We start from the raw sequence: 20,593 nt of genomic DNA, 5'->3' as shown, positions 1-20,593 counted from the left end.
CACGCCCCGCAGGCGGGCGGCGCGTCAGTCCCGCCGATCGAGCCGCACGATGACGGACTTGGAGGTGGGCGTCCCGCTGACGTCCGCGACCGAGTCCAGCGGCACGAGCACATTCGTCTCGGGGTAGTACGCCGCCGCGTTCCCGCGCGGGGTGGGGTAGGGCACCAGGCGGAACGCCTCTGCCCGGCGCTCCTGCAGCACGCCGTCCGGGCTGCGCCACTCCGACACGAGATCGACGACATCCCCCTCGGCGAAACCGGCCGCGGCGATATCCTCGGCGTGCACGAGCACCACGCGACGGCCGCCCCGGATGCCCCGGTAGCGGTCGTCCTTGCCGTAGATCGTGGTGTTGTACTGGTCGTGCGAGCGGAGCGTCTGCAGCAGGAGCCGGCCATCGGGGATACGGGGGTACTCGAGCGGGTTCACCGTGAACCGCGCCCGTCCGTCCGCCGTCGCGAACCGCCTCGAGTCGCGCGGCCCGTTCGGCAGGTGCAGTGTGCGACCCTTGTCGATCCGCTGCTCGTAGTCGTCGAAGCCGGGCACCACCCGCTCGATGTGACCCCGGATGAGCGCGTAGTCGGCTTCGAGGGCGGCCCAGTCGGCCGAGGGGACGGATGCCGCGTCCCCCGCATCGCCGAAGACGAGGTCGCACAGCCGCGCCACGATGGCGACCTCGCTGAGGAGGTCCTCCGACGGCGGCGCGAGACGACCACGCGAGGCGTGGACCGCGCCCATCGAGTCCTCGACGGTGACCCGCTGCTCGGCACCGCCGCGCCGATCGCGGTCGGTGCGGCCGAGCGTGGGCAGGATGATCGCCCGGCGTCCCGGCACGACGTGCGAGCGGTTGAGCTTGGTCGACACGTGGACCGTGAGATCGACCCTCGGCATCGCGGCCTCGACGACGGCGGTGTCGGGCGTGGCCGACACGAAGTTGCCGCCCATGCCGAGAAAGAAGCGCACGCGGCCGTCGCGCATCGCGCGGATGGCCTCGACGGTGTCGTAGCCGTGCTTCCTCGGCGGAGCGAAGCCGAACTCCGCGCCGAGCGCGTCGAGGAAGGCCGCCGACGGCTTCTCGTAGATCCCCACCGTGCGGTCGCCCTGCACGTTGGAGTGCCCGCGCACCGGGCACACCCCGGCGCCGCGGCGGCCGATGTTCCCCTGGAGCAGCAGGACGTTGACGACATCGCGCAGGGTCGGAACCGAATGCTTGTGCTGCGTGAGACCCATCGCCCAGCACACGATGGTCGCGCGCGAGGTGCGCACGGCTTCGCCCACCCGCCGCAGCTCGGCCTCGGACAGCCCGGTCGCCTCGACGAGCGCCGGCCACGCGGCATCCGCCATCGCGTCCCGGTAGGCCTCGAAGCCGCTCGTGTGCTGCGCGAGGAAGTCGTGGTCGAGCACGTCGCCGCGTTCGGCCTCCGCCTCGAGCAGATGCTTGCCGATCGCGTGGAACAGCGCCTGGTCTCCGCCGAGCCGGATCTGGACGAAGTGGTCCGCGAGCGTCGTGCCCCCCAGCGCCAGGCCGCGGACGGTCTGCGGATTCTCGAACCGCAGCAGTCCCGCCTCGGGCAGCGGGTTGACCGCGACGATCGTGGCGCCGTTGCGCTTGGCCTTCTCGAGCGCCGACAGCATCCGCGGATGGTTGGTGCCCGGATTCTGTCCGGCGACGATCAGCAGGTCGGCGTCATGGATGTCCTCGATCGTCACGGTGCCCTTGCCGATGCCGATGGTCTCGGAAAGAGCCGAGCCGCTGGACTCGTGGCACATGTTGGAGCAGTCGGGAAGGTTGTTCGTGCCGAGCCCGCGGACGAGGAGCTGGTAGAGGAACGCCGCCTCGTTGGAGGTGCGCCCGGACGTGTAGAAGACCGCCTCGTCCGGGTCGTCCAGGCCCCTCAGCGCCTCGGCGATCTCACGCAGCGCCGCGTCCCAGTCGAGGGGGCGGTAGTGGGTCGCGCCCTCGTCGAGGATCATCGGATGCGTCAGCCGCCCCTGCTGGCCGAGCCACCAGTCGTCGTGCCCGCGGAGGTCGTCGACCGAGTGGGTGGCGAAGAACTCCGGTCCGATGCGGCGGAGCGTCGCCTCCTCGGCGACGGCCTTCGCGCCGTTCTCGCAGAACTCCGCGACGTGGCGCTTGTCCTCCTCGGGCCACGCGCAGCCGGGGCAGTCGAAGCCCTCCTTCTGGTTCACGCGCACGAGGGTCTGCACCGAGCGGGCGACGCCCATCTGCTCCTGCGAGATCTTCAGCGCGTGCAGCACCGCCGGCACTCCGACGGCGACCGACTTCGCCTTCGTGACGCGCACGCGTGCCTCGTCGATGTCGCGATGCGGGGGCTTCTTCGCCATTCCCCCAGGCTAGGCGCTGCGCGCCTCGACGGGTCGCCCGCCGGCCCCGGTCAGCGGCGCCCCGTGCCGAAGACGCCCCGGATGACTCCGCTGAGGATCGTCTGCGTGGCCTTCGAGCCGAGGATCTGCTCGATCGGCGACTTCTCGGCCGTGCGGGACGTGCGCGTCGTACGGGCGGATCCCTGCGTCTTCTTCAGCAGTCGCTCGTACTCCTGCTGGGCCTTCTTGTCGGCCGCCGCCTGCGCCTTGTCGATCGCCGCCTGCTGCTTGGCCAGCTCGGCGTCCGCCTTCGCCTTCGCCAGCGCCGCCTCCTCGGCCGCGGCCGCGTCGTCCGCCGCCTTCATCTTCGCCGCGAGGAGCTCGCGCGCCGACTCGCGGTCGATCGCGGTGCCGTACTTCGCCAGCAGGGGGGATGCCTTCACCGCGGCGTCGATCGCCGGGTCGGGGGTCGGCGACATGAGCCCCTGCGGAGCACGCAGCCGCGTCCACGCCACGGGAGTCGGCGCGCCCTTCTCGCTCATGACGGTCACGATCGCCTCGCCCGTGCCCAGCTCCTGCAGCACCCGTTCGAGATCGTAGCCCGAGGTCGGATATGTGCCGACCGTCGCGCGGAGCGCCTTGGCGTCGTCGGGCGTGAAGGCGCGCAGCGCGTGCTGCACGCGCGACCCGAGCTGCGCCAGCACGTCGGAGGGGACGTCCTTCGGGGTCTGGGTGACGAAGAACACGCCGACCCCCTTGCTCCGGATGAGGCGCACGGTCTGCACGATCGCGGCGAGGAAGTCCTTCGACGCGTCCCGGAACAGGAGGTGGGCCTCGTCGAAGAAGAAGACGAGCTTGGGCTTGTCGGGGTCTCCCACCTCCGGGAGGAGCTCGAACAGCTCGGCGAGCAGATACATGAGGAAGGTCGAGAACAGCGCCGGCTTGTCGATCACCCCCGGGACCTCCAGGAGGCTGATGATGCCCCGTCCATCCGGCGCGGTGCGCAGGAAGTCGGTCACGTCGAACTCGGGCTCGCCGAAGAACACGTCGGCGCCCGCGTCGGCGAACGTGATGAGCTCCCGCAGGATGACGCCCGCCGTCGCCGCGGAGAGGCCGCCCAGCTCCTTCAGCTCGGGCTTGCCCTCGTCGCTCGTGAGGTAGGTGAGCACGGCCCGCAGATCGGACAGATCCACCAGCGCGAGGCCCTGCTGATCGGCGTAGTGGAAGACGAGTCCGAGGCTGGACTCCTGCGTCTCGTTCAGGCCGAGGACCTTGCTCAGCAGCAGCGGCCCGAAGCCCGACACCGTCGCCCGCACCGGCACGCCCTTGCCGATGCCGCCGAGCGCGAAGTACTCCGTCGCGGACGCCTCGGGCTTCCAGTCCTGCCCGATCCCCCGCGTCCGGGCGAGCAGCTTCTCACTCGGCTCCCCCGGCGTCGCGACGCCCGAAAGGTCTCCCTTGATGTCCGCGGCGAACACCGGCACGCCCTTCGCCGCGAGCTGCTCGGCGAGCCCCTGCAGCGTGCGGGTCTTGCCCGTGCCGGTCGCGCCGGCGACGAGGCCGTGGCGGTTCATCATGCCGAGCGGGATGCGCACCTGCGCCGCGGGCACGGCCTCGCCGTTGACGAGCGCGCCGAGGTCGAGGGTCGTCCCTTCGAACGTGTATCCGGAGACGACCTTGGCCACCTCGTCGGAGGAGAGCGGGCCGTCGGCCGCTCCCGCGTCGACCGGGGCGACCGCGGGCTCGGGTCCGTCAGCCGCGGGCTCGGCCGACGCAGGCGCGGGTGCCGCGGGTGCGGGCTCAGCCGGCGCAGCGTCGGCGGCCGCAGCATCCGCGTTCCCCGCGGCTCTCGCCTTCGCCGCCTCCGCCTCGGCGGCGGCGAGGGCGGCCTTGGCCTGCGCCGCGCGGAGCTGAGCCTCCGCCGCTTCCGCCTCGGCGCGGAGGCGGGCGAGCTCGGCCTCGGCGGCGGTGACGGCGGGATCGGGTGGGGATGGCGCGGTCATGCCGCTCAGCCTAGCGACGCCGTCTTCTCGCTCGCGCGAGCGTTCTCCCGGGCCATCGGCACGGCGAAGGCCGCGGCGACGATCAGCGCCGCACCCGCCCCCACCATCGCGCCCCCGACGGTGTCGCTGAGCCAGTGTGCGTGGAGGTAGGTGCGGCTGAACGCCATCAGCACGACCCACACGGCACCGACGATCGCGACCCAGGCGCGCGGGAAGAGGATGAACGCCGCGACGGCGAGAGTGGTCGCGTTCGCGACGTGGCCGGACGGGTAGGAGCCGTAGTCCGAGAGGACGATGATGTCCTCGGGCCGCACACGCCCGAAGAGATGCTTGAGCACCTGCACCGCACCTGCGGAGGCCGCCTCGGCCGCGAGGAAGTATGCGGCCGCCCAGGGGCGCCGCAGGAGGACCAGCGCGACGGCACCGCCGAGCGGCACGGCGAGGACCGCGAACCAGCCGCCGCCGACCCAGTCCATGAACCGTGCGAAGCCGGTCAGAACCGGGGCGTACCAGTCGGCGACGAGGGCGTTCCACCACACGTCGATCGCGAAGGGCTCCTCACCGCGCGCGAAGATCCACCACCCCAGGCCGCACGCGACGGCGATCAGGCCGACCCCGATCGCGAGGAAGACGAGAGCCGTTCGTCTGTCGTTCACGCCCCCGTCATCCATCGGTCCATTCTGCCGGTCGCTCGACCGGATGGGGCCCGAACGCACCGAACCCTCCGGACTCAGGGCGCGAGGCGCTCGACCGTGCGCGGGCGCACGACGAACCAGAGCGACAGCACGCCGATCACGGCGCACCCGACCATCACCGCGGCCATCGTCGTCGCGGTGATCCCGGAGCCCACCGAGATCCAGCCGACGAGCGGCGTGATGACGCCGGCGACGCCGAAGTTCGTCGCTCCGATGATCGACTGCGCCGTCCCGGCGGCCTTGCCGTGCCGGTCGAGGGCGAGCACCTGCACGCAGGGGAAGGTGAACCCGCACGCGGTCATGAACACGAACAGCGGCACGATCGTGCCCCACAGTCCCAGCCCGAGCTGATCGGTGACGATGATCGCGGATGCCGCCACCACGAGCACCGCGGTCGACCCCGCGAGGACCCACTGCGGGCCGATGCGCGCGGCCAGTCGCGCAGCGACCTGCACGCCGACCACCACGCCCACGGAGTTCGCCGCGAAAAGCAGACCGTACTGCTGCGGGTCGAAGCCGTACGCCTCCTGGAAGAGGAACGACGATGCCGAGAGGTACGAGAACAGGCCGCTGAAGGTCATGCCGCCGATCACGAGCACGCCGAGGAACACGCGGTCGGTGAGCACGCTGCGGTAACGCTGCCACACCGTCGTCGTCCCCTTCTCGTGCCGGCGGGCGGGCGGCAGGGTCTCGGGGATGAAGATCGCCGCTGCCACGAGCATCACCGAGCCGTAGACGCCGAGGACGACGAAGACGCCGCGCCAGGGCATCGCGAGCAGGAGCGCGGATCCGACGAGGGGTGCCAGCACCGGCGCGACACCCGAGACGAGCGCCAGCCGCGAGAGCATGACGACCAGCCGCCGTCCGCCGAAGAGGTCGCGCACGACCGCGGCCGCGATCACCCCGCCGGCCGCCGCGCCGGCGCCCATGAAGACACGCGCGAGCGACAGCAACTCGAGCGACGGTGCGAGGGCCGCGGCGATGCTCGCGACCACGTGCAGCCCCGTCACGACGAGGAGGGGGACGCGCCTGCCCACCTTGTCGCTGAGCGGACCCACGACGAGCTGACCGAGCGCGAAGCCGACCATGGTGCCGGTGAGGGTGAGCTGGATCGCCGCCGCCGTCGTCTGGAACTCCGTCTGGAGGACCGGGAACGCCGGCAGGTACAGGTCGATCGTGAACGGCCCGAGCGCCGTGAGCGCACCGAGCAGGACGATGTAGAGGACGCGCCGCCGGTGCGTGAGTGAATCGCCCGGGTGCAGCACGATGGGCGCGGTCGCCGGGTTCGCGCCGAGCGTCCGGATGGCTCCGGTCTGCGTGGGTCGGGACGAGCCCGCCCCGGGGGAGGCGGCGCGCTGGGTCGGGATGGAAGCGGTGTCGAGCAACGTGGATTCTCTGTTCGGCGGCGAAGCGGTGAGGCGTCGACGCCGGGTTTCCGGCTCAGGCGCGCACAGGGGACGGAGGGTGATCGACGGCGAACGTCGAATCGATTCGACACCCATTGTATCGGATGCCTCGTGGCGCTCCGAACGCGCGGGCCGAGGCATCCCGAACCGCCTCGCGGTGACCGCGCGGCGCACTGTCGGCGCCTTCCCAGTCCGCCCCTTCATGCGCTCGCATAGGATTGCGGTGTCCCTTCCCCGCCCGCGGACGGCCCTCGCGCCGCGCCGGGTGCCCGAGCCGGAATCACGAACATGACCCCGACACCCCCGAGCCCCGCCGACAAGCGCACGAGCGGCAACCCCGCCAAGCAGGCCGAGATCAACCTCACCGTCAAGCAGCAGCGGGAGCAGAAGCGCCAGGAGAAGCTGGCCGAGTATCAGAAGCAGCTGGCCAAGCGCCGCCGCAGCAAGCTGGTGTGGTGGGTGGTCGGCGTCACCGCCGCCGTCGTCATCATCGGGCTCATCGTCGCCTCGATCGTGTTCGCGCCCGCGCCGGCGCCGACGTACGACCGCGGGAACAGCGACGGCAGCGGCATCGAGGGCATCGAGACCTTCGAGAACACCGCGAACCACGTCGACGGAGCGGTCGAGTACCCGCAGACTCCCCCCGCCGGCGGCGACCACAACGCGGTGTGGCTCAACTGCGGCGTGTACACCCAGCCCGTGCCCAACGAGAATGCCGTGCACGCGCTCGAGCACGGCGCCGTCTGGGTCACCTACGACCCGGCCCAGGTGTCCGACGCCGACATCGCGACCCTCGAGGCGGCGCTCCCGTCGACGTACACGGTGCTCTCGCCGTACGAGGGCATGGACAGCCCCATCGCGGTGAGCGCATGGAACGCGCAGCTCAAGGTCGACTCCGCCGACGACGAGCGCATCGAGCAGTTCATCCGCGCCTACTGGCGCAGCACCAACGCGCCCGAGCCGAACGCCGCGTGCAGCGGCGCGCTGGACGCCCCCGGCAAGAAGTAGTCGCCGTGACCGACGAGGAGGCGCCCGCGCCCTCCAGGCGGTGGCCCGTCGTCGTGGTCGCGATCGTCCTGATCGCGGCGCTCGCCTTCGCGATCGGCCGGTTCTCGACCTTCGGCGCGCAGAGTCAAGGCAGCGCTCCCGGGACGAGCTCTCCCGAGGCGGGGTTCTCCCGCGACATGCAGGTCCACCACGCCCAGGCCGTCGAGATGGCCATGGAGATCTACCGCAAGACCGCGGACCCCGAGCTGCGCGTGCTCTCCTACGACATCGCGACCGGGCAGGCGGCTCAGCGCGGCGAGATGTACGACTGGCTCGTCAAGTGGGGCCTCCCCCAGAGCGGTGAGCCCATGATGACGTGGATGAGCGGCCTCGGCGACGGTCACGCGCACGGCGGCGCTGCGGATGCCCCGCTGAGCGACGAAGAGGCGCTCGAGGCGATGGGCATGGCCTCGCCGGACGAGCTCTCGGCGCTCCGGGACGCGAGCGGGCAGGAAGCCGACTGCCTCTTCCTAGAGCTCATGATCCGCCATCACGAGGGTGCGATCCCCATGGCCGAAGCCCTGCTCGAGCTCGGCACCGATCCCCGGGCCCTCGAGTTCGCTCAGGCGATCAAGGGCGGCCAGACCGCCGAGATCGACGCCATGCAGTCCATGCGGGCGCGGCTCGGCTGCGACTGAGTCCGGGACGACCCGCCGGACCGGACCCCCGCCGCGTCAACGCTCCCCGGACACGACGACGGCGCGGCGCCCGAACCCCCCGTTCGAGTGCCGCACCGTGTCGCGTGATGTCAGCCCTTCGTCGCGCCCGCCAGGAGCCCGCGGACGAAGAACCGCTGCAGGGCGAAGAACACGATCAGCGGGAACAGGATCGTCAAGAACGTGCCCGCCGCCTGCAGGAACCACTGGTTGCCCCACGTGCCCGAGAGCGACGCCAGCGATTGCGTCATCGGCAGCGATGACGACGGCGCGAAGATCGTCGCGACGAGCAGGTCGTTCCACACCCAGATGAACTGGAGGACCGCGTACGACGCGAGAGCGGGAGCGGCCAGCGGGATGATGATCCGGAAGAAGATCTGCCCATGCCCGGCGCCGTCCACGCGCGCCGCCTCGATCACCTCGTGCGGGATCTCCGCGATGAAGTTGTGGAGGAGGAACACCGCCAGCGGGATCGCGAAGATCGTGTGCGCGATCCAGATCGTGGCGAAGCTGCGGTCGACGTCGCTCATGTCGAGTCCGGGGAAGATCGTCACGCCGTTGATCGTCAGGCCGCGCGAGAACAGGCTCAGCAGCGGCACCAGGGCCATCTGCAGCGGCACGATCTGCAGCGCGAACACCGCGACGAACAGGACTCCCTTGCCCTTGAAGTCGATCCACGCGAACGCGTACGCCAGCATCGAGGCGACGGCCATCGCGAAGAACGCCACCGGGATGGTGATCGCGAGCGAGTTGACGAACGACTCCGCCAGGGTCAGCGTCGTACCGCCGGCGGTCAGCGCCGCCTCGTAGTTGCTGAAAGTGAACTCGGGATCGACGAAGACCGTCCACCAGCCGGTCGACTGCACGTCGGCCGGAGGCCGGAACGACGTGACCAGCAGACCGAGGGTCGGGATCGTCCAGAAGAACGCGATCGCGATCGCCGCGATCGTCGCCCCCTTCGACGACATCCGCTTCTGGGCGAGCTTCTCGTGCTTGCGCGTCTCGCGCGCGACCTGTCGAGCCGTCGGTGCGTTGGGCACCGGCTCGATGACCTCCACTCCGACGGTCATCGGATCTCCCTCTGCTTCCTGATCTGGACCACGTTGAACACGATCAATGGGACGACGAAGAGAAACAGCACCACCGCCAGCGCCGCGGAGTGCCCGTAGCTCTGGAACCGCTGCTGCTGGTTGACCATCTCGAAGGCCAGCACGGTCGTGTCGTTGCGACCACCGGTCATGACGGCCACGATGTCGTAGATCTTCAGCGCGCCGATGGCGATCGTCGTGAACACGACGACGATCGACGAGCGGATGCCGGGGACCGTGACGTTGCGGAACCGCTGCCAGGCACTGGCCCCGTCGAGCGCAGCCGCCTCGATCTGCTCGGTCGGCACGGCCTTGACCGCCGCCGACAGGATCACCATCGCGAGGCCGGTCTGACTCCAGATGAAGACCGCCAGGAGGAGCAGCGTGTTGATCAGCGGCTGGATCGTGAGCCACGGCACGGGTGGCAGGCCGAACGCGGTGACGATCGCGTTGAGCAGTCCGATCTGGTCGCCCTGACGGAAGTCGTACATGAAGCCCCAGATGATGCCGGCGCCGACGAACGAGATCGCGAAGGGCATGAAGATCAGGATCTTGAGCGCCTTCTCACCGCGCGCCCGGTCGATGAACACCGCGTAAGCGAGGCCGATGACGGTCGCGAACGTCGGTGCGACGAGCACCCAGATGATCGAGTTGATCACCGACCAGAAGCCCTGCGGATTCGTGAAGACCCAGATGTAGTTCTCCATGCCGACGAACTGCTCGCCCGACTTGTCGAAGAACGACTGGATGAACGTCGCCACCGCCGGGTAGACCAGGCCCACCAGGAGAAGGATCGACGCGGGGGCCGCGAACAGGATCAGCTGGTACAGGTGACCCGCGCCCTCCCGGGCCCGGTAGTCGGCCCAGAACAGCAGTGCCCCGAGGATCACCGCGATGCCCACGACGTAGATGACGGCGTTCTGGTACGGCCGCAGCATCATGAAGGCGAGCAACGGCAGGAGGAAGCACGTTGCCAGCCGCAGCCAGAAGTATCCCCTCCCCTTGCGCGGAGCGAACTCGATGAGCAGGAGGATCAGTCCGACCACCGCGAAGAACACGACGAGGACGACGGCGATCTGCAGAATGGGGTTCAGATCGCCGAGCCAGCGGAAGAAACTGTTGAACGACAGGCCGATGGTGGTGGGCCGCGCGTCCTCGACGGGCGGCCGCGTCACCATGAACAGGAACAGTGCGGCCAGGAGAATGAAGCCGATCGTGGTGACGAGGATCGTGAGGCGGCGCTTCTTGGAGAGGCCGGCCTCCTTCTCGTCCGAGTATTCGGTGCCTGTGCGAGCGGCTTCCGTCGCTTCGGGCACCTGGGTCGTATCGGTCATGGATGCCTTCCGAGTGCTTCATCGGACTGGGATGGAATCACGGTCGACGTCGGGGGCCGACCGTTCGGGTCGGCGGGCCGCTCGCGCGAACGAGCGACCCGCCGGTCCTGTGAGCAATGCTCAGTTGTCGTAACCTGCCTGGATGTCGCTCAGCACCGTCTCGGTGTCCTTGCCGTCGATCCAGTCGACCATGCCGCGCCAGAACGAGCCTGCGCCGACGGTGGACGGCATGAGGTCGGAGGCGTCGAAGCGGACCGTGGTGTTCGGGTCCTGCAGCAGCGTCATGGCCTCGGTCAGGAACTCGCTCGAAGCGAGGCTCGGGTCGGCGTTCAGGTTGGCCGAGATGTTGCCGCCGAGGGCGACACGCTCGTCGGCCCACGCCGCCGTCGACATGTACTCGAGCACGGCCTGCGTGGCCGCGTCGTCGGAGAACGCCGTGACGAACTCTCCGCCGACCTCGATCGTGGCGGCACCGGCCTCGTAGCCGGGGAGCACGAACGCGTAGACGTCACCGTCGGGCGCCACGTCGGGAGTGGCTCCTTCGGCCGTCTGCACGTCGAGGAAGTTCGCCGACAGGAACGACGCCTGGTGCGTCATCGGGCAGCTGCCGTCGGCGACCTTGGCCGCGACATCCGCGAACGCCGTCGAGTTGATGCTCGCGACGTTGCCGTAACCCGCGTTGACCCACTCCGGGTTGAGCAGGATCTCACCGACGGCGTCGAACGCCTCCTTGATCTCGGGGTCGGTGAACTTCACCTCGTTGGCGACCCACTGGTCGTAGACCTCGGGACCGGACTGCCGCAGGACGAGGTCCTCGATCCAGTCGGTGCCGGGCCAGCCGGACGCGGCCTCGGACTCGAACCCGGCGCACCACGAGGGTCCGCCGGTCTCCTCGGCGATCGTGGCGGAGATCTCCAGCAGCTCATCCCACGTGGTCGGGACTTCGATGCCCCACTCCTCGAAGGATGCCGGCGAGTACCAGACGTAGCCCTTGATGTTGGCGAGCATCGGCGCCGCGTAGAAGACGTCGTCGACCGTGCCGTAAGCCTTCCAGTCGGGCGACCAGTTCTCGTCGACGTTCGCCTCGACCTCGGGCGGGGCCTCTTTCACCTCTCCGGTGCCGACCAGGGTCTTCAGCAGACCCGGCTGGGGCACGATCGCGATGTCGGGGGCGTCGCCACCCTGGACCTTCGTGACGATGTTGCCCTCGAATGCCTTGTCGCCCGTGTACTCGACGATCACGCCCGTCTCGGATGTGAACGCGTCGAACGACTTCTGCATGTTCTCCGCCTCGATGCCGGTGATGCCACCGGAGATCGTGACGGTTTCGCCTTCGATGTTGCCGTCGTCGGTCTCGTCGCCGCCGCCCTCGGCGCAGCCGGCGAGCGCCAGGGCCGCGACGGCGGTCGCTCCGACCGCGGCCAGCATGCGCCGGCGGGATCGCTGTGCAGTCATTAGTGCCTCCTCGTTGAGTTCCACGGGTCGGGGTTGGTCCCAGACCCCGCTGCAGGAACGTAGGGAACCGATTCCATGTTCACGCTAGGGGATGGATGGTGTCGACACAATCACGCCGGATCACAACTCGATAAATACGCCGAGCGCGCTGGAAATCCACGCAGTGAGACGGCACAATGAGGCCGGAACCGGTTCCACAATCGCCTCGTCGCGAGGAGCCGCCGGACTGCCGAGGAGGGCCGATGGCGGGCATCGCCGAGGTCGCGCGCGCCGCGGGCGTGTCGAAGTCGACGGCCAGTCGCGCGCTCACCGGCGCGGGATACGTGTCTGAGGACACCCGCGCACGCGTGCGGGATGCCGCCGCGGCCCTGGGCTACGTCCCGACCACGAGCGCCGTGAGCCTGGTGACCGGGCGCACCCAGACGGTCGGCGTGGTCATGCCGACCGTCGACCGCTGGTTCTTCGCCCACGTCCTGGAAGGCATCCAGGACGCGCTCCTCGAGCGCCGCTACGACCTCGCGCTCTACAGCGCTCCCCCGGAGTCCGACGCCCGGCGTGCGATGTTCGAGCACTTCCTCGCGCGGAAGCGGTTCGACGGTCTCATCGCCGTCGGCATCGAACCCAGCGCCCACGAACTCGAGCGGCTCGTCGCGTTCGGCAAGCCCGTGGTGAGCGTCGGCGGCTACGACATCGGAACCAATGCGGTGTCGATCGACGACCGGGCCGCCGGACGGATCGCCACCGAGCACCTCGTCGGTCTCGGGCACCGCGAGATCGTCTTCCTGGGCGGCGACGCCGACGCCCGGCGGACGAGCTACGGCGACGGTCAACGCCTCGCGGGATACCGAGCCGCCATGCGCGAAGCCGGGCTCGAGGCATCCCTGTCCCACGTGCCGTGCGGGGTGTCGATGCCCGGCGGCTACGCCGCGGCCGTCGACCTTCTCGGGGATCGCCGCAGCCGGCCCACAGCGGTCGTCGGCGTGTGCGACGAGGTGTCGGTGGGGGCCATCATCGCGGCAAGGCGGCTCGGCATCCGCGTCCCGGATCAGCTCAGCGTCGTCGGCATCGACGACCACTCGTACGCCGAGATGTTCGGGCTGACCACGCTGCAGCAGAAGCCCCACCAGCAGGGCCGCGCGGCGGTGCAGCTGCTGCTGTGGCAGCTGGACGACCCGGATGCCGCGACCCACCGCATCTACGAGGCGTCGCCGCTCCTCGTCCGCGGCTCGACGGCCGCCGTCGACGACGAGGCCTCGGCCATCGTCGGTGCCGGTCCGCGCACCTCCGGCTGACAGCACGAGGGCCCCGGATGCCGAAGCATCCGAGGCCCTCGCGGAACGAGTCGAGCTCGCGCGATTACTTCAGGGTGACCGAAGCGCCGGCCTCTTCGAGAGCGGCCTTCGCCTTGTCGGCGGTCTCCTTGTTGGCGCCCTCGAGGACGGCCTTGGGAGCACCGTCGACGACGGCCTTCGCCTCACCGAGGCCGAGCGAGGTGAGCTCGCGGACGACCTTGATGACCTGGATCTTCTTGTCGCCGGCAGCCTCGAGGATGACGTCGAAGGAGTCCTTCTCCTCGGCCTCTTCGGCGGGGGCGCCACCGGCCGGCGCGCCAGCGGCGGCAACGGCGACGGGGGCGGCGGCGGTGACGTCGAAGGTCTCCTCGAACGCCTTGACGAACTCGCTGAGCTCGATGAGCGTGAGCTCCTTGAACGCGTCGAGCAGCTGCTCAGTGCTGAGCTTTGCCATGATGATTCTCCTTGATTCGGGGTTTTGCTATGCCGGGCCGGTTCAGGCCGCGGACTCCTGCTTCTCGCGCAGCGCGTCGACCGTGCGAACGGCCTTCGACGGCAGCGCGTTGAAGACGTAGGCCGCCTTGGTCATCGAGGCCTTCATCGCGCCGGCGAGCTTCGCCAGCAGGACTTCACGGCTCTCGAGGTCGGCGAGCTTGCTGACCTCTTCAGCGCTGAGGGGGTTTCCGTCGAAGAAACCGCCCTTGATGACGAGAAGAGGGTGTGCCTTGGCGAAGGCGCGCAGACCCTTCGCGACGGAGACCGGGTCACCGTGCACGAAAGCGATGGCCGACGGACCCTTGAGGTCGTCGTCCAGCGACGTGATCCCCGCGTTGTTCGCGGCGATCTTGGTCAGCGTGTTCTTCACCACGGCGTATTCCGCGTCCTGACGAATGCTGTTGCGCAGCTCCTTGAGCTGGGCGACCGTCAGACCGCGGTACTCGGTCAGCAGAACGGCGGTCGAGTCCTCGAAATGCTTCGTGAGCTCGGCGACCGATGCTTCCTTCTGCGCCATGGCCACTCCTTGTGTGTACGAGACGCTCCGCGATGGCGGGGCGCCGGCCTCGACATCCGCTCATCTGCTCTCGTCACGGCAAAGAAAAAAGCTCCGGCGCAAGCGCACGGAGCGGAATCCTGATCCAGGAGAATCGTTCGTGTCACCTGCGCGGGCCCCTGCGATGCAGTGCTTCGATCCCGTGTGCTCGCGCACACGACGATGACCGGCGGTCTTCGGTTGCCGCAAGTCTACGTGACGCCCCGGATGCCGCCAAATCGGGCCGGGTTCCGCACATCCCGAGCTCGCCGGTCGACGGCGGCCGTCGAGTTCCGGGCTCCTCGCCGAGAACGCATCGTGTGTGCGTCGCAGACGTGGTCGGTCGGCGACATCGTGCGTTCCCGTCGGGGAAGCGGGAGACCGGGTCAGCGCGGGAGACGGATGTGGAACGACGCGAGCCTCTCGGCGAGGGCCTCCGGTGTGCGGACGTGCTGAGGCTCAGCGCGCACGAGCTGCTTCCCGGTCGTCCCGCGGATCCAGTCCTCGCGGCGCTTCTCCGCCAGCAGCACCTCCTGGAGCGTACGGCCGGACCGCAGCGCCTCGTCGTACTTCCCGATGCCGTCGATCTCGAGAAACGCGCCGACCTCCTCCAACTCCAGATCGACCCACCACAGCGTGCCGTGAGGGCTCGGGACGGGAATCTGGAGACCGATCCGAGCGAATCCGAGCCGAGCCGCTTGCACCCGCGCGACGCTCTCGGCCGGCGATTCCGACCGTCCGTCGGCGAACTCGATGACCTGCGCGGCCTGCCGCACGCCTCGCACGCCCCCGGAGCCGGCGACTCGACGACGCATCCGCTCGCGCCACGCCGCGGCCGCGGCGAGGTCGTACTCCCGGGCGGCGAAGGCGACGACTCTCAGGGCCGCGTCCGCGGCGGCCACAGCGGTCTCGAACGACAAGGTGCGCGCGAGGTCGAACACCGTACGATCGAGCGCAGTGACCCGAAAGGCGCCGCGGAACGCGACATCCTCGTCGGGAAGCACATCGTGATGTCGACGCAGACCCGCTCGGCTCGCCACGTGCTTGCCGCCCGGGATGGTGACGTGCACGGCGGGCGGTTCGTGCCGGAAGAGCGGGAGCCCCCAGATCACCGCAGCCGACTCGTACGATGCCACGGAGTTTCCGCCGTTCATCTCGGCGAACGCCGCGGTGACCTCGAGCAGGTGTCGTGATTCCGGCCACAGCGCGTCCCACTCCGCGGAGCGCACATACCGGCCGCGCTGGAGCCGCCGCAGCGCCCCGCCGCGCACGGCGGCGGCGATCTGCCGCTCCGTCCACCGGTCTCGGCGGAGGGCGGTTCGTGAGACGACGAGGCCGCGGGCCTGCTCGAGGGAGAGGTGGTGCCGCATCGGTCGATCTTCGCGGCGCCACCGCGGTGACGTCGCCCGAACAGCGCGATCTCGTAGGCAACGTCGTTCAGCGCCCGTTGTGGAGGAAGCTCGGTCCAGGCGCCGAGCACGTGCGTTCTCGCCGAGACTCCACGTTCGGCGCGTCTCTGACGTGGTCACTCGGCGCGAACGTGGCTTCTCGAAGGCGGGCCGCGAGGCGGGCGGGCGGCGGTCGGTACCTCGCCCGCTCAGGCCGTGATGAAGGCGCGGTAGCGGTCGAGCGCGGCCGACACCTCGGCGGCGGACGCGGAGTCGGCCGTGAAGAGCTCCGGGACGGGATCGTCGGCGTGACGACCCACCGCGACGGAATGCGTCCACACGCCGACGATCCGGCCCCGCGCGACGATGATCGGTCGCACGATGCCGTTCATGCTCGGTCCGACCGCCCGGAGGAACTCCGGCGCGCACGGCACCGTCCGGTCGGCGTAGGAGAGGTAGTACTCCTCGAACGGCGGCAGCGCCACGACCTCCGGCGCCGACGCGAGGCGGCGCGGCGCGGGACCGGCGGCGACGTACTGCGGTTCGTGGCCGTCGCCCACGACCGAGAGGCGATCGGATGCCGCTTCCGCCGCGGCACGCGAAACACCGAGCGGCAGCCCCGACCACCACGCGAAGTCGCGCGCTCCGGCGGGGCCGTGCGAGGCGACGTAGCGCGCGAACAGCTCGGCGGGCGGATCGGCCGGGGTCGCGGCATCCGTCACCCACTCCTCGAGGAGCACGATGTACTGTTCGCGCGCCGGCCCGCTCTCGCGCGGCACGACCGGACCCTGGCACACCACGGCGCGCAGCGAGAGCGCGACGAGCAGGTGATAGCCGCGCTGGCCGACGGTGGTCACTCCCCCGCCCTCGAGCACCTCGAACAGCTCCCTGCGGGTCAGGCGGTTGCCGCCGCCCAGGGCCGCGCGAACGAGGGCCTCGGCCCGCACGAGCTCATCGGCGTCGATCGCCTCGGCGCGGTGGACGGCGGCGGCCTGGCGCGCCTGGCGCTCGCCCGTGACGGAGAGGACCCACGCGAGATCGCGAGCCGGGATGACGTGGATGGTTCCGCGCATCGTCCACGACCGCACGAGCTCGCCGCGCTCGAAGGCCGCGTCGACGTCGCGCACCGTGACGCGGCCGCGCGTGCGGGCGGCGAGCGCCCAGCGCCCGCCCCAGAACTCCTGACCCTGCGTCGCGAGCATGTGCGATGCCGCCTCGGCCACGGTGGCCGCGGGCGCACTCAGCCGGTGCGAGCGGAGTCGGCGCTCCCGGACGGCCGCGGCATCCATCGCCCCATCATGCCCGGGAGCGCCGACATCAGGCGAAGGGGTTCGCCGTCAGGGTGTACTTCGTCTGGAGGTACTCGTGGATGCCCTCGGCGCCGCCCTCGCGGCCGAGGCCCGACATCTTCCAGCCGCCGAACGGGGCGGCGGCGTTGGAGACGACGCCCACGTTGAGGCCCATCATCCCGGTCTCGAGCCGTTCGATCATGCGCTGCCCGCGAGCCAGGGACTCGGTGAAGACGTAGGACACGAGCCCGTACTCGGTGTCGTTGGCGATGCGCACCGCATCGTCCTCGTCGTCGAACGGGATGATGGCAAGCACCGGCCCGAAGATCTCCTCGCGGAGGATGTCGCTGCCCGGCCGCACGTCGGTGACCACGGTCGGCTCGTAGAACGTGCCGGTGCCCTCGACCTCGTTGCCGCCGGTGCGCACATGCGCGCCGCGCTCGACGGCGTCGGCGACGAGCGCGGCGGCCTTGTCGACGGCGTCCTGATTGATGAGCGGACCGATCGCGACGCCGTCCTCGGTTCCGCGGCCGATCTTCATCCCCTGGACGCGCTCGGTCACGCGGCGGGCGAATTCGTCGGCGACGGAGCGCTGCACGATGAACCGGTTCGCGGCGGTGCAGGCCTGGCCGATGTTGCGGAACTTCGCCAGCATCGCCCCGTCGACGGCCTTGTCGAGATCGGCGTCCTCGAACACCACGAACGGCGCGTTGCCGCCGAGCTCCATCGACGTGCGCAGAACCCCCTGCGCGGCCTGCTCCAGCAGCCGCTGCCCGACCTGGGTCGACCCGGTGAACGACAGCTTCCGCAGGCGGGGGTCGCGGATGATGGGCTCGGAGACCTTGCCCGAGGTCGACGTGGTGAAGACGTTGACGACCCCCTTCGGAAGGCCCGCGTCCTCGAGCAGCTTCGCGAAGGCCAGCGTGGTGAGCGGGGTCAGCTCGGCGGGCTTGATCACCACGGTGCACCCGGCGGCGAGCGCGGGCGCGATCTTGCGGGTCGCCATGGCCAGCGGGAAGTTCCACGGCGTGATGAGGAAGCAGGGTCCGACCGGATGCTGCGACACGATCATGCGGCCGGTCCCCTCGGGATTCGCGCCGTAGCGGCCCTGCACGCGGGCCGTCTCCTCGCTGAACCACCGCAGGAACTCTCCGCCGTAGGCGACCTCGCCGCGGGCCTCCGCGAGCGGCTTGCCCATCTCGATCGTCATCAGCAGCGCGAAGTCCTCCTTGCGCTCCTGCAGCAGGTCGAACGCGCGACGCAGGATCTCGGCGCGCTCCCGCGCGGGCGTCGCCGCCCAGGCCGGGAATGCGTCGGCCGCGGCATCCATCGCGGCCTTGCCGTCCTCGACGGACGCGTCCGCGATCTCCTTCACGACGTCGCCCGTCGCCGGGTCGTACACCTTCAGAGTGCGGCCGTCTGCGGCCTTGCGCCACTCGCCCCCGATGAAGAGCGCATCGGGCACCGACGCCAGCAGATCGGTCTCACGGTTGTCGGTCACAGGGGACTCCTCGTCGGTCGCGGATGCCGCGGCATCCTGCTCAGGTGGACTCTCGGGGCAATTCTGCCCGGGGAGCGGTCGCCGCTCCGATGTACGCCGTGTACAGGAGCGCCACGGATTTCTCCCGCCGGTACTGCGGACGTTCGGGCCGGCCGGGTGATCACGGGGACCCGTGACCGCCGAAGGCCCCCGCGAGGAAGTCCGACAGTTCGTCCCTGGCATCGAGGGGCACCACGGCGGCGACGTATTGATCGGGGCGCACGACGACCACGACGCCGTCCCGCGACAGCTCGCGTTCGGCGAAGATGTCGGCCGTGCTCCACGCACTCGGCCCCGCGGCGTAGACCTTCTCCCAGTCGGTGAGCCCGAGCGGGCCCGTGCGGGGAAGGAAGACGCCGGGGACCTTCGTGAGGTCGACGTCCTCGTGGCGCTGCTGGTAGACGACCTTCACGTCGAACACCGCGTCCTCGTCGGCATCGGCCGGCGTGTGCCGCGCGAGCGGCGACGACGGCGACGCGGCCCACTCCGCCCAGTCGGCGAGCGCGGACTGCTCACCCGCGGCCGGCCGGTCGGCGAACGCGTACACGCGCCAGCGTCCGTCGGCCTTCGCGTGGTGGCCGAGGTGGATGACGTTGCCGTCGCACACGCGGGAGACCTCGACGGACGCGAACCGCTTGCCGAGGGGGAATCCGGGGGCCAGATCCTGATGCGCGGCATCCGCGACGATCATCGAAGGGCCGTACTGCGTCATGAACCCGGACGGGAACTCGGCGGTGCCGAGGTAGAACGTCGCGAGCTCCTGCGGGTCGGAGATCTCGTCGGGCTTTCGCGCCATGAGCGACGACCACTCGCGGTCGAAGTCGATCAGCTGCTGGGCGACCGGCTGACGCTCGGCCGAATACGTCTCGAGGAGGGAAGCGGGAGCGAGCCCCTCGAGGACGTGGCCGAGCTTCCAGCCCAGGTTGAATCCGTCCTGCATCGACACGTTCATGCCCTGACCGGCCTTCGCGCTGTGCGTGTGGCACGCGTCGCCGGTGAGGAAGACGTGCGGGGTCCGGCCGTCGTCGCCGTCGTCGAACCGGTCGGTGACGCGGTGGCCGACCTCGTAGACGCTGTGCCACGCGACCTGCTTCACGTCGATCGAGTACGGGTGCAGGATCTCGTTCGCGCGGCGGATGATCTCTTCGACCGGCGTCTGCCGCACACGGTGGTCGTCGTCCTCCGCCACTTCGCCGAGGTCGATGTACATGCGGCTCAGGTAGCCCCCCTCGCGCGGGATGTGGAGGATGTTCCCCGCGGTGGAGTTGATGGCGCACTTGGTGCGCCAGTCCGGGAAGTCGGTGTTCACGAGCACGTCCATGACGCCCCAGGCGTGCGCCGCGAAGTCGCCGACGTGCACGCGGCCGATCGCCGCGCGCACGCCGCTGCGGGCCCCGTCGCATCCGACGACGTAGGTCGCGCGGATCGTCCGCTCCTCGCCGGCGCGCTCCCCGGTCGTGTGGCGCACGCGCACCTCGACCGGTCGCGCGCCGCCCTCGTGGACCGTGAGGCCGAGGAACTCCACGCCGTAGTCCGGGACGATGCGCCCCGGCCCGAACCGGGCCGCCTCGGCGAAGTAGTCCAGCACGCGCGCCTGGTTGACGATGAGGTGCGGGAACTCGCTGATCTTGAGGGCGTAGTCCTCGGTGCGGGCGGTGCGCACGATGTTGCGGGGATTCTCGGGGTCGGGCCCCCAGAAGTTCATGTACGCGATGTTGTACGCCTCGGCGACGATGCGCTCGGCGAACCCGAACGCCTGGAACGTCTCGACGCTGCGAGGCTGGATGCCGTCGGCCTGGCCGAGCACGAGGCGGCCGTCGCGCCGCTCGATGATCCGGGTCGACACCCCGGGGAACTGCGACAGCTGCGCGGCGAGGAGCATGCCGGCCGGCCCGGAGCCGACGATCAGGACGTCCGTCTCGTCGGGGAGATCGGCAGGCCGGTCGATCCCCGTGCCGGCGGCGTCCTGGACGCGCGGCTCGCCCGATACATAGCCGTGGTGGTGGAACTGCATGAGACTCCTCGCGCGTCGTTGCGACGGTGAACCG

Annotated in this window: 16 protein-coding genes; 3 read left to right on the top strand and 13 right to left on the bottom strand. The window is 70.2% G+C overall.

The features are described 5' to 3' along the window. Nucleotides 1-24: 24 nt before the first annotated feature. From ACFQ0P_RS10255 to ACFQ0P_RS10240, 4 genes are all read right to left on the bottom strand, one after another. Nucleotides 25-2,343 carry an FdhF/YdeP family oxidoreductase gene (locus ACFQ0P_RS10255; protein ID WP_204978595.1) on the bottom strand — a complete coding sequence of 773 codons (2,319 nt, stop codon included), beginning with the start codon at nucleotides 2,341-2,343 and terminating at the stop codon, nucleotides 25-27. A gap of 50 nt (nucleotides 2,344-2,393) precedes the next feature. Next, the gene (locus ACFQ0P_RS10250) at nucleotides 2,394-4,325 is read right to left on the bottom strand and encodes a helicase HerA-like domain-containing protein (protein WP_204978594.1); all 1,932 of its coding nucleotides are present in this window, start codon (nucleotides 4,323-4,325) and stop codon (nucleotides 2,394-2,396) included. Nucleotides 4,326-4,330: 5 nt separating this feature from the next. Beyond that, a complete protein-coding gene (locus tag ACFQ0P_RS10245; RefSeq protein WP_378772097.1) occupies nucleotides 4,331-4,981 on the bottom strand; it encodes a phosphatase PAP2 family protein in 651 nt (216 codons plus the stop codon). Nucleotides 4,982-5,055: 74 nt separating this feature from the next. After that, nucleotides 5,056-6,405, bottom strand: a complete 1,350-nt coding sequence (locus tag ACFQ0P_RS10240) for a multidrug effflux MFS transporter (RefSeq protein WP_204978592.1) — start codon at nucleotides 6,403-6,405, stop codon at nucleotides 5,056-5,058. Between the two features lie 309 nt (nucleotides 6,406-6,714). Here ACFQ0P_RS10240 and ACFQ0P_RS10235 point away from each other — a divergent pair, with 309 nt between their 5' ends. Together ACFQ0P_RS10235 and ACFQ0P_RS10230 are read left to right on the top strand one after the other, a co-directional pair. Then, complete coding sequence (locus ACFQ0P_RS10235) at nucleotides 6,715-7,434, top strand: DUF3105 domain-containing protein (RefSeq protein ID WP_204978591.1); 720 nt, start codon at nucleotides 6,715-6,717, stop codon at nucleotides 7,432-7,434. 5 nt (nucleotides 7,435-7,439) lie between these two features. Continuing rightward, nucleotides 7,440-8,111 (top strand): DUF305 domain-containing protein, encoded by a 672-nt coding sequence (locus tag ACFQ0P_RS10230; RefSeq protein ID WP_204978590.1) that lies wholly within the window; start codon nucleotides 7,440-7,442, stop codon nucleotides 8,109-8,111. Between the two features lie 110 nt (nucleotides 8,112-8,221). Here the strand turns inward: ACFQ0P_RS10230 and ACFQ0P_RS10225 are convergent, their stop codons facing one another. The 3 genes from ACFQ0P_RS10225 to ACFQ0P_RS10215 all read right to left on the bottom strand — a co-directional run bounded on the left by ACFQ0P_RS10225 (nucleotide 8,222) and on the right by ACFQ0P_RS10215 (nucleotide 12,006). Next, nucleotides 8,222-9,199 carry a carbohydrate ABC transporter permease gene (locus ACFQ0P_RS10225; protein ID WP_204978589.1) on the bottom strand — a complete coding sequence of 326 codons (978 nt, stop codon included), beginning with the start codon at nucleotides 9,197-9,199 and terminating at the stop codon, nucleotides 8,222-8,224. Further along, a complete protein-coding gene (locus ACFQ0P_RS10220) occupies nucleotides 9,196-10,551 on the bottom strand; it encodes a carbohydrate ABC transporter permease (RefSeq protein ID WP_204978588.1) in 1,356 nt (451 codons plus the stop codon). Before ACFQ0P_RS10220 ends, ACFQ0P_RS10225 begins: the two co-directional genes overlap by 4 nt. A 120-nt stretch (nucleotides 10,552-10,671) precedes the next feature. Beyond that, the gene (locus ACFQ0P_RS10215) at nucleotides 10,672-12,006 is read right to left on the bottom strand and encodes an ABC transporter substrate-binding protein (protein WP_204978587.1); all 1,335 of its coding nucleotides are present in this window, start codon (nucleotides 12,004-12,006) and stop codon (nucleotides 10,672-10,674) included. Nucleotides 12,007-12,248: 242 nt separating this feature from the next. On the opposite strand from ACFQ0P_RS10215, the gene ACFQ0P_RS10210 reads away from it, so the two are divergent. Continuing rightward, nucleotides 12,249-13,298, top strand: coding sequence for a LacI family DNA-binding transcriptional regulator (locus ACFQ0P_RS10210; RefSeq protein WP_204978586.1), 1,050 nt, complete (start codon nucleotides 12,249-12,251; stop codon nucleotides 13,296-13,298). Nucleotides 13,299-13,362: 64 nt separating this feature from the next. On the opposite strand, the gene rplL is transcribed toward ACFQ0P_RS10210, so the two are convergent. The 6 genes from rplL to ACFQ0P_RS10180 form a co-directional block, all read right to left on the bottom strand. Continuing rightward, entirely contained in the window at nucleotides 13,363-13,752 is a 390-nt protein-coding gene (gene rplL / locus ACFQ0P_RS10205; protein WP_204978585.1) for a 50S ribosomal protein L7/L12, read from the bottom strand. A 42-nt stretch (nucleotides 13,753-13,794) separates the two neighbouring features. Further along, a complete protein-coding gene (gene rplJ / locus ACFQ0P_RS10200) occupies nucleotides 13,795-14,310 on the bottom strand; it encodes a 50S ribosomal protein L10 (protein ID WP_204978584.1) in 516 nt (171 codons plus the stop codon). Nucleotides 14,311-14,714: 404 nt separating this feature from the next. Continuing rightward, the gene (locus ACFQ0P_RS10195) at nucleotides 14,715-15,698 is read right to left on the bottom strand and encodes a hypothetical protein (protein ID WP_204978583.1); all 984 of its coding nucleotides are present in this window, start codon (nucleotides 15,696-15,698) and stop codon (nucleotides 14,715-14,717) included. Between the two features lie 227 nt (nucleotides 15,699-15,925). Beyond that, nucleotides 15,926-17,005, bottom strand: a complete 1,080-nt coding sequence (locus ACFQ0P_RS10190; protein WP_204978582.1) for a winged helix DNA-binding domain-containing protein — start codon at nucleotides 17,003-17,005, stop codon at nucleotides 15,926-15,928. 28 nt (nucleotides 17,006-17,033) lie between these two features. Next, nucleotides 17,034-18,506 carry an NAD-dependent succinate-semialdehyde dehydrogenase gene (locus tag ACFQ0P_RS10185; protein WP_204978581.1) on the bottom strand — a complete coding sequence of 491 codons (1,473 nt, stop codon included), beginning with the start codon at nucleotides 18,504-18,506 and terminating at the stop codon, nucleotides 17,034-17,036. A gap of 160 nt (nucleotides 18,507-18,666) precedes the next feature. After that, on the bottom strand, nucleotides 18,667-20,559 hold the full coding sequence (locus ACFQ0P_RS10180) for an FAD-dependent monooxygenase (RefSeq protein ID WP_204978580.1): 1,893 nt from the start codon (nucleotides 20,557-20,559) through the stop codon (nucleotides 18,667-18,669). Nucleotides 20,560-20,593: the final 34 nt, after the last annotated feature.

Origin of the sequence: Microbacterium insulae, from assembly GCF_042677065.1 — a bacterium.
In the GTDB taxonomy this organism is placed as follows: Bacteria; Actinomycetota; Actinomycetes; order Actinomycetales; family Microbacteriaceae; genus Microbacterium; species Microbacterium insulae.
The sequence above is the reverse complement of the archived record's forward strand: the minus strand, read 5'-3'. Positions and strand labels throughout refer to the sequence as shown.